We start from the raw sequence: 17,439 nt of genomic DNA on the forward strand, positions 1-17,439 counted from the left end.
TGTCGACAGAGCCGCCGTTCGGTGGCGGAGCGGAAAGAGGAGGTATACCTGACTTGCCCACAGCGGTGCTCATAGTGAGTTTCTTGGTAGACGACATGGGGACGATGTCGTCCCTCTCTCGCGCGGGACGACGATGGCGGTGAATCCCGACAGGGCGAGGGCGGCCCTGCTCGCACATCACCAGACGAGCTCTTCGGCCAGATCGGCCAGAATCTCCTTGTAGCGCTGTACTACACGATGGGCGGTACGTGATGCGTACAGGTCGGTGTTGTACTCAAGCTGACCGGTTATGCTCTCGTCCCGCACCCAGAGGTTGAGCGTCATATCGGTTTTGCTGGCGCGTTGGTCGAACCGTTGTCGCTCCACGGTGGTTTCGCCGAGTTGGAGCGCGGCATGCGGATGACTGTGGCAGATGAACATGACCTGGTAGAGAAAGGTGGGAAGTGATTCCTCGCCGTACCGGGAGCGAAGTGCCGTGTAGATGTTCCGCAGCGGAATCGCCTGGTTCTGAACCGCTCCCGCCAGACGCCCCGCCGTTGTGTGGAGCAAGTCACGCAAAGGCGCGTTCAGCGGCAGGTACTGACGCAGCGCGTGTGTGTTGATCAGAAATCCGATGCAGTTCTGCGTACCCGGCCAGATACGGTTCGCCAGTGGCAGTCCCACGACGATGTCCTCCTGCCCGGATAACTCACGCAGCAGCAATTGGAAGCCGAGCAGGGCTACGGCGGTGGGAGTGACCTTCTCGCGACGGGCCAGGTCCATCACGTGCCGCGCCAGTGATCCGGGCAGGTCAAAGGTGTACCGGTCGCCGGCGAAAGACAGGGCCTCGGGCGCAACACGGTCGTAGGGAACGGTGGTGCCCTCGGGGCAATACCGCAGACTCCGGACCCAGTAGTCGGTCATGCGGCTCGCCTCTGGAGAGGCGAGCCAATCTCTCTGGCGGCTTGCGAAGTCGGTGAGTTGGCACGCCACGACGACGGGGGAGACGGGGCGGCCGCGCAGGAGGCTGTAGGCGTTTGAGAGGTCACGTAGGAGAACGCCCATTGACCAGCCGTCGAAGACGAGGTGGTGGACCACCACCACGAATACATGCTCCTCGGACCCTGTCCGGTAGAGCGATAATCGGATTGGAGGTTCCTCTGTGAAGGAGAAGAGCCGCGTGCAATCGGCGGTCACCGCGTTGTCAAGGGCCACCGCCTTCGCCTCTGGAGCGATGTCGGACAGATCCCGCACGACCAGCGCGCCTCGCACGGGAGGCAGGACCTTCTGCCTCGCACCGTCGGGCGTTTCGATGAAAACCGTCCGCAAGGCGTGATGGCGCTCGATGACCGCGTCGACCGCTTCGGAGAAAGAGCGCACATCGAGGGGGCCGCGAATGACGTACACGCTCTCAATGTTGTATGCCCTGGCCGCGGTGGCGTACTCCCGCATGAGAGGCAGCAGGTCTTCCTGGAGCGAAGTCAAGGGGTACGTCTGCTGGTCCGGGGCGTTCGCCTGATGGCCCGTCGACCGCGTCCTCGCCGTATCCAGCGCTTCTTGCCGGCTCACGTACCCCCCTGTACTCCGGTCTGGTTCAGTGATCCTCTTTCGTGCCCGTCAGACACGCTGGTGCCCTTGTGTCCCTCCCAGATCTAGCCGGTTCTCCCGCGACCATACCCGTTACCCCTATGGCGCGGAAGGAGATCAAACCGGCCCAATTCGCCATTGCGGAACTCGCCACCTGGTACTGAACTGGACCAGTGCTGAAGATGGGGAGAAACAGCCGTCGACCGCGGCTCCGAGCCACCTCGCCCAACCCGCGGACCGCTCCACCCATCCGGTGCCGCCGCTGCGGTTCGTCGCCGAGAGCGCGTACCACCGTCTACCGTTGGAGGACAGCGATGACCACGCACGATGAGGATCAAACCCTCGATCTCCTGGGGGTGGGCATCGGCCCGTTCAACCTTTCCCTCGCCGCGCTCGCTGATCGCCTTCCGCGGCTGCGGACCGCCTTCGTGGAGCGGGGGACGAGCTTCCAGTGGCACCCGGGCATGATGATAGAGGCGTCGACCTTACAGGTGCCTTTCCTGGCGGACCTGGTCACGCTGGTCGATCCGACAAGCCCTTGGTCCTTCCTCAACTACATGCACGCACGCGAGCGGTTGTTTCCCTTCTACTTCGCTGAGCGGTTCCACATACATCGGGCCGAGTACGACGCGTACTGCCGCTGGGTCAGCGAGCAACTGCCGTCATGCCGCTTCGGCCACGTGGTGGACACGGTGCGCTGGAACCACGCCCGCGGCGCGTTCGAGGCAGACCTTTCCCGGGTCCGCGTCGACGGCGGCGTCGAGAGGGCGGGCCGGCTCTTCGCCCGGCATCTCGCTCTTGGAGTCGGCACCGCCCCCCACGTCCCGGACTCTCTGCGCCCGCTCGCGGAGGACGCAGCGGTGCCGGTCTGGCACTCCGCCGACTACCTCCCACACCGCGAAGACCTACTGGCCGCGGGCCATGTCACGGTCGTCGGCTCCGGCCAGTCCGGTGCGGAGGTCTTTCTCGATCTACTCCGCAATCGCCCTGTGGGCCGCGAACGGCTGACCTGGGTGGCGCGTACCGCGGCGTTCGCGCCCATGGAGTACAGCAAGCTGGGCCTGGAGCAGTTCACGCCTGACTACACCCACTACTTCTACGGCTTGGCCGAGCCCGTACGTGACCAGCTCGTGCCGCGCCAGTGGCAGCTCTACAAGGGCATCAGCGCCGACACGCTCGGCGATATCCAGGACGAGTTGTACCGGCACTCGCTCGACGGGAGTTGGCCGGATGTCACACTGACGCCCGGCATCGAGGTGCGATCGGTACGCCGCATGGCCGGGCGGCTGGAGCTTCGCGTCGAGCATACTCAGCAGTCCGCCGACGCGAATCTGGCCACGGACGCCGTGGTGTTGGCCACCGGTTATGCCGAGCGCTCCATCGAGGCCCTGATCGAGCCTCTGACACCGCACCTGGTCAGGGACGTCGCAGGACGCCTGGAGATAGACGAGGAATATCGCCTCGTCATGGACGAGGAGATCGGCGGCTCCGTCTTCGTGCAGAGCGCTGGGCTCCATACCCACGGGGTTGGCTCGCCCGACCTCGGGCTTGCCGCGTGGCGGAGTGCTGTGATTCTCAATGCGCTGACCGGGGAGTGCGTGTATCCGCTGCCGAGGCGCACTGCCTTCACCACTTTCGGGCTGGAGGGAATGCGGCGATCCCGGTGTCAGAGTGCTGTGCCATCCGCGGGCGTGCACACGCGGTGACGCCGGGCGTGCACGAACCGTTCCCAGACGGCGGCGGTGCTCAGGCAATGGGGTTGCGCAAGGTACCGGCGATCTGCACGCTACTCGCGGGGTTCGTCAGGTCCACCATCTGCTTGTTGTCGCGGAGCTGCAGCCGGTTGTGGCAGGAGAGCGGGAAGTCGGACGCGAACATGTCGTACTGCTGGAATTTGTGCCGGAGCTCCGGCCTGGACTTCTGGTACTCCGTGACGGACTCGGCGACGACGCGCCAGAAATCCGCCTCCGCCAGTACGCTCTCGGTGTCCAGGATCGCGGAGAGGAACCGGAAGAATCCATCGAAGACATCAGTGAAGATCGGCAAGATCTTCTGTTCCTCGGGTAGCTTCACTCGGATACGTTCGACTTCCGGCGGAAGCACGGTGTCCTGGTCCATCACGATGATTTCCTCCGCGATGTCCTTGAAGATCACTCTGGACACCGCGTGCTGCCGGTCGATGACGAGGATGACGTTCTCGCCGTGCGGCATGAAAGCCAGTGAGTAGGCGTAGTAACTGTGCAGCAGCGGTGCGAGGTAGGCGCGCAGATAGCGGCGTAACCACTCGGTGGGGCCGAGGCTCGACGCCGAGATGAGAGCGCCCACGACTGAGTGTCCCTGGTGGTCAATATGGAGGAGTGAGGCCATGGTGGCGAGACGTTGGCCATCGCCCAGGGACGGCACGGGGCTCTCACGCCACAGCGCCGCGAGCATTTTGCGGTACGGAGAGTTGCGGTCCGTAGCGGCTTCATATTCCAAGTGCCGATAGCCGGTGGTCGCCAGCTCCCGGATGATGGTGAGGCCGGTCGAGCGGAGAAACTCGTCCTTTTCGATCAGGTCGGCGAGCCAGTCGTTGATGGCGGGCGTGGCCGCCATGTAGGCGGCTGAGAGCCCACGCATGAAGCCCATGTTGATGACGGAGAGGGCCGTCTTGACGTAGTGCTTGGCTGGGTTGGAGATGTTGAAGAAGGTGCGGATGGACTGCTGGGCGAGGTACTCGTCGTCGCCCTCGCCCAGGTAGACGATGCGCTCCTGGGCGACCTCCGCCGCGAAGGTGACGGCCACCTTGTTCCACCACTGCCACGGGTGGACCGGCATGAGCAGGTAATCGTCGATATTCAGCCCGCGGTGCCGCAGAATGGCGTGGAACCGGTCGAGGGTGGCGCTGCCCAGTTCGGCACACAGCAGCGTTTCGTAGTCGACCCCGGCGCCGGCGGTGAAGACGGCGCGTTCGAGGTGAGCCGCAACCCAGACCAGGCGGACGGGCGCGGCGGCTTCGGGGGCGTGGGCCAGGTACTCGATCCCGCTGAAGCCGAGGCGGCCGTTGTTGGCGACGAAGCAGGGATGCCCCTCGCTCATGCTGGTCTCGATGGCCTGGAAGTCGGCCTGGGCCAGTTCGCCGGCAGTGAGAGCGGGCTTGGTGGTCTTGTAGCAGATGCTCGCAAGGGTGGAGGAGATCTCTTCGAGGTAGGCAGGCAGCACCTCGTCGCTGAGACCTAGCGTGCCACGGAGTTCAACGAAGAACTTCATGGGCTCCAGGGGGAGTTCACCATCGTCCCGCGTGTGCCGACGAGTGATCGAGGCGTCGTCGATATGCCAGTGGTCAAGGGCGAGTACGCGGGCTTTGTAAACGTACGCGACACTCGCGTCGTCGCTGAGCACGCGGTACCGGCCGTCCCCGAGGTCCTCCGGGATGAGGAGGCGCTCGTGGGCGAACTCGGAGAGTGCCTTGCGCACGAGAGAGCGGCCGGCCACGACCCAGGCATCGGGGTTCAGATGGGCCATGGGGGCGTCCACGCTCATGCTTTTGTTCCTCCGGCGGCTATGAACTGATCACGCGTACAGAAGCTCAGCAGCGCTTTCTTCTCGGGCTTGTCGATCTCGCGCTCCGGCACGAAGCCGACCATCGCGTTGAGCGCGTGTACGGCCGTGTTGCGTACGTCCGGTTCGACGACGACGCGGCGCACCGCCGGGTCGGCGAACAGGAATTCCATCACTGTGCGGATCACAGCGCGAGTGAACCCGGATATGCGGGTCTCGGTCGGGGCAGTGAGGAAATGCATGCCGACGTCTCCGGGCACGGCCTCGTACAATCCTTTGAGCTCCACCTCGGCCGGATCGTAACGCTCGACGAGGAACGTGGGTGTCCCACGGTGCAGGCCGAGGAAGGCATCATGGTCGTCCGCTGCCGCGATCGCCGAGTACTCCCTTACGATGTCATGCGGTCTGGCATCCTGTCTCATCCAGAACTCCGCCTTGGGATGTGTCAGCCAACGGTGCAGCAGAGAGCCGTCGGCCACGGGATCGAGGGTGCGCAGAGAAAACTCGCCCAGAAGCGGGTCGGTAGCGGAGAAGAGGATGTCTGGGACTCTTGAGGTCATCTGACGGTTGCTTCCGGTGCTGAGAACTCCTGGAAAGCGATCCGCTTTTCGATGGGGTAGTATTCGTAGCCCAGCAGTTCGCTGATGATGTATGAATTCCGGTACGGTCCCATGCCGAGATCTGGGCTCGTGATACTGTGCGTATGGACGCTCGCGTTCTGCAGGAAGATTTCCCGGCCAGTGATGTCGATGGAGTAGTTGCGGGCCACGTCGAAGTTTCCGTGGCGGTCCCAGTTGATCCTGTCCCGCAGGGGATCCAGAAAGTCTGGGGGAACGTATCGGTAACCTGTTGCCAGGACCAGGCCCTCAGTGCGGATCTCGAATTCCGTCCGCTGTTCCCGCTGTCGCAGGCCAAGCGTGTACATACCGCTGGTCACGTCGTGGGTTGCGCTGTTCAGCTCAGTGTTGGTGAACAGGCGAGTGGGCACAGGGCCTTGAACGCTCTTCTCGTAGAGGAGGTCGAATATTTTGTTGATGAGGTCGGCGTCGATTCCTTTGAAAAGTCCCTTCTGGGAGGCTGCGAGCCGGTAACGAGTATCCTCGGGAAGGGCGTGAAAATAGTCGATATATTCGGGCGAGGTCATCTCCAGTGTGAGCTTGGTGTATTCGAGCGGGTAGAAGCGGGAAGAGCGGGTAACCCAGTTCAGCTGGTAGTTGTGAACCTCGATCTCGGATAGCAGGTCGAGGTAGATCTCCGCCGCGCTCTGCCCACTGCCCACAAGGGTGATCGACTTCTTTTTCTGGAGTTCCTGTCTGGTGCACAGGTAGCGGGAATTGTGGATGAAGTCACCACCGAGGTTCCGGCAGGCCCCCGGAATGTGGGGTGGTGTACCTGTGCCCAGGACGAGACGGCGGGCATGGTAGAGGTGCCCCTGAGTGGTGGCGAGGGTGTAGTGGCCGTCCCCGTGTGTCACGGCCTCAACGGTGGTGTGAAAGCGCACGTTGCTCAGCTTGGAGGCTGCCCAACGGCAGTAGTTGTTGTACTCGGTGCGTAACGGATAGAAGTTCTCACGTATGTAGAACGAGTACAGTCGGCCAATGTCCTTGAGGTAGTTGAGGAAGGAGTATCGAGATGTTGGATCGGCAAGGCTGACCAGGTCAGCCATGAAAGGGGTCTGGAGATGGACACCGTCTAGGAACATGCCCGGGTGCCACGCGAAGTCGGGCTTGGCGTCCAGGAAGACCGCGTTCAGTTCATTGATCGGCTCGATCAGGCAGGCCAGACCCAGATTGAAGGGACCCAGTCCGATTCCGATGACGTCGTATACCTCATCAGGGGCGGTCAATGCCTCTCCTAGGTACGGCTTCTCTGCACCGTGCTCCATCGCCTTGCGCCGACGGGTCCACTGCCGTACGTGAAGTGGCAGCGAATCCGGGTTTCCCTTGATGATGGACACCCGTGCCTGTCATGCGGCGAGCGTCAGCTTAACCCCGTGTTGTCGAGTTTCGTAGTGCATGGTGCCTCTTCGCCGTGATCCGGCCTGCCAAGGCACAATTGTCGATCATGGCGGGGCGCAGCAGCACCATGCAGGCGTCGCACCAGGTAGCGCGCGCAGGGATCCTCGAAGCGTCGCCCCTCTGGCCAGGCAGCTCATGCTAGGCGCCGCGTGAGTGGGCTCGCCGGGACCAGATCGACACCACACGGCGTCCGAGATGACGAGAAAGGTCTGGCGGGTCCTTTGCCTACCCGCTCAACCCCGAGGTTGCAATAGGTCCGTGCCAGATTGGCGCAGAACCAGGCCAAGCGGCCTGAAAGGTCGGCTGGCGGTGGGGGAGTCGCTGAGCTAGGTTGGCCAAAATCCAGGGGCATCTGCGAGTTCCCCATTGCCCGACAGACCCTCAGGGACTGTGCGGCGCTTTGAGCATGGGCAGTGAGAGAGACCGGGAGGACTGCCAAGCCTTGGCGCTGCCCAGCCTTATGGGACAAGTTGAGGGAGACGCTTTCGAGGTGAGCGGAGAAACCTATCGGGACCCCTGGGGGATCCCCCATCTGCGAGCTGGCAGTGTTCTTGAACTCGCCTTCATGCAGGGGCGAAACGCAGCGATCGACCGAGCGTGGCAGATCGAGGTCGAACGGCACCGTTTTGAGGGAACAAGTGCCGCTGTCTTCGGTGCCGAGGCGATGAGCTGGGATAAGTTTGCGCGGCAGGTACGCCTTGCCGGCACCGCTCGAGGTTGTTTTTCCGCCCTGCGGCAAGAGACAAAAACTTGGTTTGCGGCTTACGTGGACGGCGTCAACTCCGGCCTGCAGGCAGGGGCGCGCAATGCCCCCCAGTTCGCAGTCGTCGGATTACGCCCGGGCGAGTGGCAGCCCTGGACGCCGCTGGGTATTTGGCTTTCCACGCACATTCTTTTGGCGGGATTTCCCAACAAATTGTGGAGGGGAGAGGTCGCACGCGCACTCGGTAGCGAGGCAATCGGTTCCTTCGCCATGGGTGGCCGCGGCGTGGCGGGCAGCAATGGTTGGCTGCTTGTCGGCGACCGGACGCTCCTTGGGAAGCCGATTCTGGCCGGCGACCCGCATCGCGTCATCGAGGATCCCGGCGTCTACCAGCAAATACGTCTCTCGTGTGCAGAGTTCGACGTGGTTGGCTTTGCTGTACCGGGTGTACCGGGTGTACCGCACTTCGGCCACACCGGACGGGTGGCCTGGTCGATCACCCATGCCATGGCTGACTGTCAGGACGTATACCGAGAACGGCTCCGCCGCCGTGGCTCGGCCGTGGAGGCGCTTGGGCCGGACGGCTGGGAGCCGGCTGACGTGCACGTCGAGACCGTAACAGTGGCAGGTGGCGAGCCCGTCGAAGTCGAGGTGGTGGAGACAGCTCGTGGCCCCTTGGTGGTGGGCGGACCTGACGACACCGAGGCGCTGAGCCTGCGGTATCCGCCGCGCGTGTGCGGTGACCTCGGTTTCGACGCGCTCCTCCCTCTTATGCGTGCCTCCTGTGTGGCCGAGGTGGATGCCGCTTTGGACAAGTGGGTCGATCCGGTCAATGTTGTCCTGGCCGCCGACAGTGCGGGAGACGTGCTGTACCGGGTTGCCGGCCGGGTGCCGGTGCGAGCCCGGAAGAACCAACTCCACCCGGTGCCGGCCTGGGAAGAAGGCCACGCTTGGCAGGGCTGGTACCAACCGATGCCTCGTGAGACCGTCGAGAGTGTGGCGGTGATGGCCAACCACGCCGGCCTGGCGATGCCGTTGGGGGTTGATTTCGCCCCGGCTTACAGGGCGGACCGCATCCGTCATCTGCTGGGCGAACGGAAATGGAGCGCCGCCGACATGGCGTCCATCCACATGGACACGTACGCGGGCGCGGCGGCCCCTCTGCTGAGGCTCCTTAGAGATGTGACGGGACTCAGTGCGGAGGCCGTGGATCTGCGGGACCGACTGCTGAACTGGGATCGCCGCATGCAGGCCGACAGCACCGACGCGACCGAGTACGCGCGTGTCAGGGCCGCGGTGGTGCGACGTCTCGCGGAGCATCCAGCCCTGGCCCCGCTTGCCGAGCCCGCCCCTTACCCGGACATCTTCTTGCCGTGGCTCTTCCTTACGCCCCGGGTCGCCGCCGGTCTGGACAATCTCCTTGCCGACGAGGCGCCGCTCGGCATGGACCGGACGGAGCTGCTGCGGGCCGCCCTTGAAGATGTCGCAGCCGGCCCCGGGACGGTTCCCTGGGGAACTCTGCACAAGTTATCCCCTTGGACGGCACTGCCGCAGGCGCGCGATGCGTTACCGTGGCCGGATCTGTCAGGAGATTCCGAGTGTGTCCTGTCCACCACACGCATCCAGGATATCGACGGTCACCTCACGCGCGGCCCCGCCGCGCGCTACGTCTGGGATCTGGCGGACCGCCAGAACAGCCTGTGGATCGTCCCGCTCGGCGCGTCGGGCGTCCCGGGCCCTCACCATCACGACCAGCTGCCACTGTGGGAGCGGGGCGAACTGGTCCCGGTGATCACGGACTGGGGCCGACTGCGTAAGGAGACCTGACGCCCCCGGGTGGCCTTGTCCGCGGACCTATCCGGGATCACCTGACCAACCGGACGAATCAACTACACGCAAAGACCCTGGCCCCGACCCAAGACGGGATCGCGCCCGCTCCTTCCTCCTTCGCGGCGCACGGCTCGAAACCGGTTACGTCAGTGGTATCGCGTTGTAACAGTCTCGGCGGAGGCTCATGGCGCACCTCCGGTCTCCTCAGTAACTCGCACCCCCCACGTGACCGGGTTGATCGAACGACCGCTCCCCGGCCGGCGCGCGCCCCGGGGTGCGGATGAGGAGGAATTGATGGCTGCAGAGCAGTCCCCAGGGTCCCGCCGTGCCTTCCTGAGATCCGTCGGCGTCGCGGGGGGCGCCGGAGTGCTGTACTCGGCGATGGGCGCACTCGGGCTCGCCCCGGTGCCGGACGTGCGGGCGGATGAGTATCGGGCGCCCCAGCGGAGCGACTTCGCGCTCACCGGACGCGGCGGCAAGAAGGTGCTCGTGCTCGGCGGCGGCATAGCCGGCCTGGCGACGGCGTACGAGCTGGGCAAAGCTGGTTACGACTGCCAGATCCTGGAGGCGAAGGACCGCCCCGGGGGCCGCAACTGGACGGTCCGCGGCGGCACGACGCTGACCGACCTCGACGGGCGTACGCAGACGGCGTCGTTCACCAAGGGCCAGTACATGAACGCGGGCCCGGCCCGGCTGCCGCAGTCCCACGTCACTCTCGAGTACTGCCGCGAACTCGGCGTCGAACTACAGGTGTTCACCAACCAGAACGCCAACGCGTACATCTACCACGAGAACAGTGCCGCCCTCGCGGGAAAGCCCATGCGCTGGCGCACGGCGAAGGCCGACGTCTACGGCTACATCTCCGAACTGCTCGCCAAGGCGACCGACCAGGGCGCCCTGGACGCACGGCTCACCGCGCAGGACAAGGAACGACTGATCGCGTTCCTGCAGAGCTTCGGCGCCATCAAGGGCAAAGCCGACGGCTACGCCTACACCGGCACCGACCGGCGAGGCTACTCCGCCGAGCCGGGCGCGGCCTTCGACGACGGCACGGTCCTCGGCCCGGTGCCGACGCTGTCGGACGTCATCGCCAGCGGCGTCGGGCAGCGCTTCGCCTTCGAATTCGGCTACGACCAGGCCATGCTGATGTTCCAGCCGGTGGGCGGCATGGACGCGATCCCGTACGCCCTGGCCAAGGCGATCGGCCAGAACCGCATCACCTATGGCGCCAAGGCGCTGGAGGTCAAGGACCTGCCGGACGGTGCCGAGGTCACGTACAAGGACGCCGGCGGCCGTACCCGCACCCAGCGCGCCGACTTCGTTGTCGCGGCCATGCCGCCGATGGTCATGGCCCGCCTCAAGCACAACCTGGGCACCGACATCACCGCGGCGCTGAAGTACGCCGTCCCGACCCCCGTCGGCAAGATCGGGCTCGAGTACCGCAGCCGATGGTGGGAGACGGACGAGCACATCTACGGTGGCATCACGCCGACCGACACCGACCTGGCCACCATCTGGTACCCCTCCTACGGCCACCAGGGCCGCCGCGGCACGCTCATCGGCTACTACCACTTCGGTGCCGACGCCGTCGCGTACAGCGACCTGCCGCACGCCCAGCGCCTTGCGCGGGCGGTGAGCCGGGGCGTGAAGATACACGGCGACAAGTACCGCACCGAACTCGATCACTCCTTCAGCGTGGCCTGGCACCGCACGCCTCATATCGAGGCCGGCTGGGTGGACTGGCCCTCGCAGACCGGTCCCGAGTACAAGCTGCTCAACCGGCCCGCCGGGCACGTCTACTTCGCCGGCGACTGGCTCAGCCATGTCATCGCCTGGCAGCACGGCGCGTTCTCCTCGGCCCGCAAGGTCGTGACCGACATCCACGAAAGGGTGATGGCCGCATGAAGCGACGCACGAAAGCTGTGATCGGTACGGCCCTGACCGCCTCGCTCCTCACCGGCGGCACCGCGCTCGCCGAGGGCAGAGGCTGGTGGCCCGGTCCCAAAGTGGTACGCGTCAGCCTGCCCGAGGGGCAGTCCAACCCGGCCATCGCCACCGGAGTGGCGACCGGCGGTGAGGTGGCGATCTACCAGAGCAGCGGCCTCGGCCCGACCGCGCTCAACCCGTCCGCTCCGGCCGGCTCACCCGAGTTCTACACCGACCCGGCCCTCACTCAGGGCGCCACGGGAGTCACGGTCACCGAGGCCCAGGCACTGGTCGTCCTGCGCAACATCAAGACCAACCTCGAAGCGGCGGGCCTGACCCTGGCCGACGTCATCACCATGAAGTGCTACCTGATGAAACCGCCCGGTCTCGAGACCGCCGACTACGCGGGATGGAACCGCGCGTACCGCCAGTACTTCGCCAACATCGACCTCACCTCGAAGGAGGTCGTCCCGGTCCCGATGGGCACCTCCGCCCCCAAGGCACCGCTGGTCGCCAACAAGGCCCGGCCCGCGCGTGCCACGATGGAGGTGGCGTCGCTGGCCGTCAAGGGCTGGATGGTGGAGGTCGAGGTCACCGCCGCGTACAAGGCGCGCTGACGGGCACAGACCCGCGGGGCAACCGCAGCGAGGGGCTGGGCCCGTAACCGGGCCCGGCCCCGAAGCGACGCTGCCCCAGCCGGGCGGCGCCCCCAGCCAGTCGTCGAGGGCGCTGCCGGCCCCGCGGGGGCGCGGACAACGCCGACGAGGGCGCCATCGCGGCGGCGATCGAGGACCTGCTGACCCGGGCCGGGACAGGACGGGCCGGGACAGACGGGCCGGGGGCGGGGCGTTGTCCAGGACACGGCAGCCGGTAGTGACGGCCGCGTACCGGGCACACATGCCACGCGCGGTCGGCGGCGCGGCAGACACACCACGCCTCGCCACGCGGTCCGCCGCCTGTGCGCATGCGGGTCAGGTGCATGTTGACGTGTTCGACCGTGGCCTTGCGCCCCGCGGCGGCGCGCGGGAAAGCGCTGATCGGCGCAGGCCGGGCGGGAGCGGGAGAGCCGGACCGAGCCGGCGGAGGGCACAGGAGAAGAGCAGCATTCGGCTGGATCCGGCCACGCCAGACGGCTTGCTCGGCTTGGATGGTGCGTCGAGACGGGCCACCGGCCAAAAGCCGGAGCACGAGCGCCGGGAGAGCAGGCCGACGCCATGGCCAGCGAGGCAGGATGCGTCGTGAGGAGAGAACACCCCATGGAATTCCCGGCATTCACCGAGGCCGCGCCGCTGACCGCGCTCGAGATCGAGGCGCTGCGCGCCCTGCACGTCACGCTGCAGGACCTGCGGCACGAATACGAATCCGCGCTCGCCGTGACCCACCGCTCCTACCGGCTGGAGGAGAACGCGGAGGTGTACACCCACGGCCGGGCCCTGACCCACCACCCCGACGCCTTGCACGAGCTCAGCCGTCTGGCCGACCACTACGAGCGCGGCGTCGGGCTGCTCACCTGGCGCTACGCCAGCGCGGCCACGGTGCTCGGCACCAGCATCCTGGACCGCGTCACGGGCGGCCGGCCCGCGCTGACGGCATCTGTCGTGACGGCACTGTGCGAGGAGCCGACCCTCGGCCAGCTGCGGGATGCCTTGTCGATCCCGTGCACTGACCTGCTGATCGCGCGCGAGCCCGTGTTCCGGGACCGGCACGAAGAAGAGCGCCAAGCACTGCTTCATGCGGTGGAGGGCATCATCGAGTGTGCTGCCGAGCTCGGCGACGGCGTGCCGGAGGACGCGGCTGGCTTGTGGGCCGGGCGGCTCACCGCGTTCGACCGCCTGGGCACGGACCCTCTGTACGAGGGCGTCCTGGGACGGCTCCTGCCCTTCGCCGAGCAGTTCCCCAACGAGATCAGCTGGTACCTGAAGCAGTCCCGGGCGGGCACACTGCCCCGCCAGATCCGCACCTGACACAGCACGAGGTTGGGCTGGTGGCGCCCAGACGCGCAGGTTCATGCCATCGCGTTCCGCAGAATCCATGATGGACCTGCCGTCAAGCGAACCAGACGGTAGCCCAGCGGCGCCTCAGGCGCATCAGTGACCCACTCAGGATCACCGACACAAAAGGATGGTGCGCCAGTGAGCGAACCTGGCGAAGGAGGAGTTCATGGGGTCCTCTTCGACTTCGCGGGCACACGTGGATGCGCCGGAGCGCAGCGCGGCGAAGGAAGGATGCGACCTGTCACCCGACGCGCACCGGCGGATCTGGACCGGGCTGATCGCCGCACCGGTGTGCTGGATCAGCTCAACGCGGTGGTGCTGTCTTGCGAGGTCGGGCTGGCGAAGCCCGACCCTGCCATCTTCGGCGTCGCCTGCGAGCGTCTGAGCCTTTCGGCCGGGCGGGTGCTGTTCGTTGGCGACGATCCGGTCAAGGACGGCGCGGCGGCGCGGGCTGGGTTGCCGGTGTACCTGCTGCCGAGCGAGCGTGACGTGCGCGTGTCCCGGGGGCTGACGGCGATCCTGCGGCTCATGGCCACGAAGGACCTTCGGTTCTTCGACCTCCCGGAGTGGGAACGGCTTCCAGACGGACATCCGCGTCGCGGCATGTCCGTCGTCGCAGCGCTTAGCGAGTGGCTGATTCGTACCAACCGCTGCCTCAACGGATCCTGGACCCAACGCTATGAGCACGGCGTTCCGGTGACCGATCTGGAGCCTGTCGAGGCCGACGGGACCACGGGGACCTGCGTCCGATTCCTGCCGGATCGGGCCCTGCGTTCGCGGTGGTCGTTGACCGCCGGCGATCTGGAGCGATGGTCCGGGCATTAGCCAGGACCCTCGCGTTCGCGGTCGCTGAGGGGCCGCGGTCAGGGATCCTCCGGGGCGGGGGTGTCGGCTGGTGCGAGGACCTGGCGGGCGTAGGCGTCCAGCAGGCGCCGGGTCGGACGGGGTGCCACGACGGCGTCGCCGGTCGCGACCGCGTGAATGCCTGCCACGAGTTCCTCGGGGCGGGCGTCCTTGAGCTCCTTGAGCAGGAAGCCGCTGGCTCCTGCGCGCAGGCCTTCATGCGCGTACTCGTCCAGGTCGAAGGTGGTCACGATGAGCACACGGGTACGGCCGCCGGCGAGACACGGTGCGCCAGGCCGTTCAGGATGAGGGCGAGGCCTGCCTCGAATGCCGACTCGTGATCGATCACCGGCAGGTCGGCCGGTAGATCCGCGCTGGCACCGGGGTCGGTTTCTGCCTGCTCTTCCAGGACGCTGCCGACTACGAAGCGGCTTGCGGCCAGCATCGCCGTCTGCGCATCCCGCTCAGGGACGCCGGAGGCCACGAGGAAGTCCATCTTGCGGCGGATCCGGTCGAGGTCGCCGGTGGGGGTGCTGCCGGCGTGGAGCCGTGCGCCGTCCCGGCGCATCAGCAGGGTGCGCCTGAAGCTGCGTGTGTTGTCCGCGAACCAGGCGCGCCAGTCGTCGTCGGGCGTCGGCAGGGGCGCGGTCGCATGGGGTGCCATCGCCGCCTCCGCCATGGCGGCGAGGAGGTCCTTCTTGGTGCGGAAGTACCAGTAGAGCGACGGCTGCTCGACATTCAGTCGCTTCGCCAGCTTTCTCGTGCTGACGGCGTCCAGCCCGACCTCGTCGAGCAGGTCGAGTGCCTCAGCGATGACGGCCTCGCGGTTCATCTTTGTCATGTTGACAATCTATCGACGATAGATGACCCTGGAAAGGAATCTTTCACTGATAGATTTTTGGGGAGATGGGCATGGCGAGAGGATCGGACAAGCAGGCTTTGAGGGTCCTCGTCGCCGGTGGTGGGATCGCGGGGCAGGCCCTGGCCCTCTGGCTCACCCGGGGCGGCCATCAGGTGACCGTTGTCGAACGCGCTCCGGCGTTGCGGGCCACCGGGGCCCAGGTCGATCTGCGAGGTCAGGGCATCGAGGCCGTCAAGCGAATGGGCCTTCTCGACGCCGTCCGCGGCAAGCTTGTGGACGAGGCGGGCGTCGCCTTCATCGACGCACGCGGCAAGCACAAGGCGACGATCATGGCCAACACCTCGGGGAAGGGCCGGCAGACCCTCACGTCCGAGTACGAGATCATGCGCGGGGACTTGGTGCGCATCCTGCACGACGCCACCAAGGACGACACCGAGTACGTCTTCGGCGTGTGCGTGGACGGCTTCGAGCAGGACGCCCACAAGGTCGTCGGGCACTTCTCCGACGGGTCCTCCAGCGAATTCGACCTCCTGGTCGGCGCGGACGGGCAGGGATCGCGCATCCGGCGAGCGATTCTCCCGGAGGGTCTCGACCCGTACTGGCGGGTGGGCATCCACATGGCCTACTGGTTCGTTCCGCGCATCGCGTCCGACAGCAATATCCGGGACACCTACATGGTCCCGGGCGGCCGTCAGATCATGCGCCGCAGCCACAACCCGACCGAGACCCAGGTGTACTTCGTCATACGGGAAGAATCAGAGGAAGCCTCGGCAATCCACCGCGCGCCCGTCGAGCGCCAGCAGGAGTTCTGGGCGAGCAGGTTCCGCGATGCCGGATGGCAGACCGAGCGCTTCATCGAGGGCATGAAGACCAGCCCGTTCTTCTACTCCCAGGAGATCGTCCAGGTCCGCACCGACACCTGGTCGAAGGGCCGCGTGGTCCTGGCCGGTGACGCCGCGCACTGCGCCTCCCCTTACAGTGGCATGGGAATCTCCGGCGGCCTGGTCGGCGCCCACGTCCTGGCCGGAGAGATCAACCGGCACCCGGGCGACCTGCCGACCGCGCTGGCGAACTACGACCGGGTGCTGCGGCCCTTCGTCAACGAGATCCAGGGCGAAGTCAACCCGCGCCTGCTGCGGCTGGGCCTGCCGATGACCCAGCGCGCGATCGATGTCTTCCAGGCCACCACCGCGCTGGCCTGCCTCCTGCGCGTCCCCGACCTCGCCGCGCGCCTTTCGGCGCAGGACCGCGGCGGCAACTGGCAGCTCCCCGAGAACCCGGCACTGACCAGCGCCGTCTGAAAGCGACCGCGCAGTTCGCACCGACGGCCGCCACGGCCACGCCCGACCGGCGGTGCGGACTGCGGCAGGAGGAAGGCTCCTGTCCACTGCTGATCTTCTCCAGGCCATTGGCCTCGGGCTTTACGGAGTCCTACTCTCGCCGTACGCTCCTGTGGCGCCGCATCATGAGCACGCTTCCGGCCGCGACGGCCAGGACGGCCCCGCCGAGGAGGGTGGGCTTGTTCTCGCCGACCGCGGCCGGCCCGAAGCCCGCGTCGACCCCGCCGTTGGGGTGGCTGCGCCTGACCTTGAACGTATCCGTGAGCTGGACGTTCGGCGGACACTTCACGATGACGTCGTGGCCGCCGGAGGTGGCCTCCTCCGGCACCCGGAAGTGGCCGGTGAGCACGCCATTGTGGTCGTCGTCGAACAGGTGGAACTCGTCTCCGCCCACGGTGCCCTTGCCATAGGTCACGTCCGAGCCGCAGGCGGTCGTACTGACGGTGACCGTGGACCCCGGGGCGCCGTTCTTCGGGCTGATGCGGAGCTCCGAGTCATCGGCGGCAGCGGCCGGGCCCTGCAGCACGAGGGCGCTCAGAACCAGGCCGATGCCTGCAACGGCGGGTACGTTCCGCATGAAAACCTCCAACGGAGCAGTGGCCGGCCTGATCACGCGGCACCTGTGAGGCGTTCCACTCACGAGACAACCGACAGTCCGCCACCGCCGCAACACGAGGCGTCACCCCGCAACGCCGCGGCCACCGCTCCACTTGATGGTCTGCGCAGGTCACCGGAGCGACGGCCGAGAGGGAGCGGGAAGGGCCGAGGAGGGCGAATGGGCTATGCGCGCAGTGGCGCCAGTGCGCCGGCGTACACG

Annotated in this window: 13 protein-coding genes and 1 pseudogene; 7 read left to right on the forward strand and 7 right to left on the reverse strand. The window is 66.4% G+C overall.

The annotated features are described in order from the left end of the window. Positions 1-177: 177 nt before the first annotated feature. The gene (locus IEJ02_RS06790) at positions 178-1,548 is read right to left on the reverse strand and encodes a condensation domain-containing protein (RefSeq protein ID WP_191063880.1); all 1,371 of its coding nucleotides are present in this window, start codon (positions 1,546-1,548) and stop codon (positions 178-180) included. A 332-nt stretch (positions 1,549-1,880) separates the two neighbouring features. Here IEJ02_RS06790 and IEJ02_RS06795 point away from each other — a divergent pair, with 332 nt between their 5' ends. Beyond that, positions 1,881-3,272 (forward strand): lysine N(6)-hydroxylase/L-ornithine N(5)-oxygenase family protein, encoded by a 1,392-nt coding sequence (locus tag IEJ02_RS06795; protein ID WP_191063881.1) that lies wholly within the window; start codon positions 1,881-1,883, stop codon positions 3,270-3,272. Positions 3,273-3,312: 40 nt separating this feature from the next. On the opposite strand, the gene IEJ02_RS06800 is transcribed toward IEJ02_RS06795, so the two are convergent. The 3 genes from IEJ02_RS06800 to IEJ02_RS06810 are packed head-to-tail and all read right to left on the reverse strand — an operon-like array spanning position 3,313 to position 6,991. Further along, the gene (locus tag IEJ02_RS06800) at positions 3,313-5,088 is read right to left on the reverse strand and encodes an IucA/IucC family protein (RefSeq protein WP_191063882.1); all 1,776 of its coding nucleotides are present in this window, start codon (positions 5,086-5,088) and stop codon (positions 3,313-3,315) included. Further along, positions 5,085-5,666 (reverse strand): GNAT family N-acetyltransferase, encoded by a 582-nt coding sequence (locus IEJ02_RS06805; RefSeq protein WP_191063883.1) that lies wholly within the window; start codon positions 5,664-5,666, stop codon positions 5,085-5,087. Before IEJ02_RS06805 ends, IEJ02_RS06800 begins: the two co-directional genes overlap by 4 nt. Then, positions 5,663-6,991, reverse strand: a complete 1,329-nt coding sequence (locus IEJ02_RS06810; protein WP_191064040.1) for a lysine N(6)-hydroxylase/L-ornithine N(5)-oxygenase family protein — start codon at positions 6,989-6,991, stop codon at positions 5,663-5,665. The genes IEJ02_RS06805 and IEJ02_RS06810 overlap by 4 nt, the downstream gene beginning before the upstream one ends. Positions 6,992-7,614: 623 nt before the next feature. Between IEJ02_RS06810 and IEJ02_RS06815 the strand changes: the two genes are divergently transcribed. The 5 genes from IEJ02_RS06815 (at position 7,615) to IEJ02_RS48335 (ending at position 14,402) form a co-directional block, all read left to right on the forward strand. After that, positions 7,615-9,654, forward strand: a complete 2,040-nt coding sequence (locus IEJ02_RS06815) for a penicillin acylase family protein (RefSeq protein ID WP_191063884.1) — start codon at positions 7,615-7,617, stop codon at positions 9,652-9,654. Between the two features lie 297 nt (positions 9,655-9,951). Beyond that, positions 9,952-11,562 (forward strand): flavin monoamine oxidase family protein, encoded by a 1,611-nt coding sequence (locus tag IEJ02_RS06820; protein WP_191063885.1) that lies wholly within the window; start codon positions 9,952-9,954, stop codon positions 11,560-11,562. Continuing rightward, the gene (locus IEJ02_RS06825; protein ID WP_191063886.1) at positions 11,559-12,200 is read left to right on the forward strand and encodes a Rid family hydrolase; all 642 of its coding nucleotides are present in this window, start codon (positions 11,559-11,561) and stop codon (positions 12,198-12,200) included. The genes IEJ02_RS06820 and IEJ02_RS06825 overlap by 4 nt, the downstream gene beginning before the upstream one ends. Before the next feature lie 639 nt (positions 12,201-12,839). Next, complete coding sequence (locus IEJ02_RS06830; protein ID WP_191063887.1) at positions 12,840-13,547, forward strand: hypothetical protein; 708 nt, start codon at positions 12,840-12,842, stop codon at positions 13,545-13,547. 261 nt (positions 13,548-13,808) lie between these two features. Continuing rightward, positions 13,809-14,402, forward strand: coding sequence for an HAD family hydrolase (locus IEJ02_RS48335; RefSeq protein WP_223863492.1), 594 nt, complete (start codon positions 13,809-13,811; stop codon positions 14,400-14,402). A gap of 41 nt (positions 14,403-14,443) precedes the next feature. Here IEJ02_RS48335 and IEJ02_RS50310 read toward each other — a convergent pair. Together IEJ02_RS50310 and IEJ02_RS06850 are read right to left on the reverse strand one after the other, a co-directional pair. Continuing rightward, a pseudogene (locus tag IEJ02_RS50310) lies at positions 14,444-14,749 on the reverse strand (response regulator); the annotation flags it as partial. Further along, a complete protein-coding gene (locus tag IEJ02_RS06850) occupies positions 14,668-15,252 on the reverse strand; it encodes a TetR/AcrR family transcriptional regulator C-terminal domain-containing protein (protein WP_223863493.1) in 585 nt (194 codons plus the stop codon). The gene IEJ02_RS06850 and the pseudogene IEJ02_RS50310, both read right to left, overlap by 82 nt. A gap of 80 nt (positions 15,253-15,332) precedes the next feature. On the opposite strand from IEJ02_RS06850, the gene IEJ02_RS06855 reads away from it, so the two are divergent. Continuing rightward, positions 15,333-16,583: an FAD-dependent monooxygenase gene (locus tag IEJ02_RS06855; RefSeq protein WP_191063889.1), complete on the forward strand. Its 1,251-nt coding sequence runs from the start codon at positions 15,333-15,335 to the stop codon at positions 16,581-16,583. A 130-nt stretch (positions 16,584-16,713) separates the two neighbouring features. Here IEJ02_RS06855 and IEJ02_RS06860 read toward each other — a convergent pair whose 3' ends face one another. Beyond that, a complete protein-coding gene (locus IEJ02_RS06860) occupies positions 16,714-17,199 on the reverse strand; it encodes a GVDTG sorting domain-containing protein (RefSeq protein WP_191063890.1) in 486 nt (161 codons plus the stop codon). Positions 17,200-17,439: the final 240 nt, after the last annotated feature.

Origin of the sequence: Streptomyces sp. 5-10 (genome assembly GCF_014712245.1) — a bacterium.
GTDB classification, from domain to species: domain Bacteria; phylum Actinomycetota; class Actinomycetes; order Streptomycetales; family Streptomycetaceae; genus Streptomyces; species Streptomyces violaceusniger.

What these genes read in the sequence shown, in the direction of transcription:
- IEJ02_RS06795 (WP_191063881.1), top strand. Translation starts at nt 1,881, where the DNA reads ATGACCACGCACGATGAGGATCAAACCCTCGATCTCCTGGGGGTGGGC.
- IEJ02_RS06800 (WP_191063882.1), bottom strand. Translation starts at nt 5,088, where the DNA reads ATGAGCGTGGACGCCCCCATGGCCCATCTGAACCCCGATGCCTGGGTC.
- IEJ02_RS06805 (WP_191063883.1), bottom strand. Translation starts at nt 5,666, where the DNA reads ATGACCTCAAGAGTCCCAGACATCCTCTTCTCCGCTACCGACCCGCTT.
- IEJ02_RS06810 (WP_191064040.1), bottom strand. Translation starts at nt 6,991, where the DNA reads ATGGAGCACGGTGCAGAGAAGCCGTACCTAGGAGAGGCATTGACCGCC.
- IEJ02_RS06820 (WP_191063885.1), top strand. Translation starts at nt 9,952, where the DNA reads ATGGCTGCAGAGCAGTCCCCAGGGTCCCGCCGTGCCTTCCTGAGATCC.
- IEJ02_RS06825 (WP_191063886.1), top strand. Translation starts at nt 11,559, where the DNA reads ATGAAGCGACGCACGAAAGCTGTGATCGGTACGGCCCTGACCGCCTCG.
- IEJ02_RS06830 (WP_191063887.1), top strand. Translation starts at nt 12,840, where the DNA reads ATGGAATTCCCGGCATTCACCGAGGCCGCGCCGCTGACCGCGCTCGAG.
- IEJ02_RS48335 (WP_223863492.1), top strand. Translation starts at nt 13,809, where the DNA reads ATGCGACCTGTCACCCGACGCGCACCGGCGGATCTGGACCGGGCTGAT.
- IEJ02_RS06850 (WP_223863493.1), bottom strand. Translation starts at nt 15,252, where the DNA reads ATGAACCGCGAGGCCGTCATCGCTGAGGCACTCGACCTGCTCGACGAG.
- IEJ02_RS06855 (WP_191063889.1), top strand. Translation starts at nt 15,333, where the DNA reads ATGGCGAGAGGATCGGACAAGCAGGCTTTGAGGGTCCTCGTCGCCGGT.
- IEJ02_RS06860 (WP_191063890.1), bottom strand. Translation starts at nt 17,199, where the DNA reads ATGCGGAACGTACCCGCCGTTGCAGGCATCGGCCTGGTTCTGAGCGCC.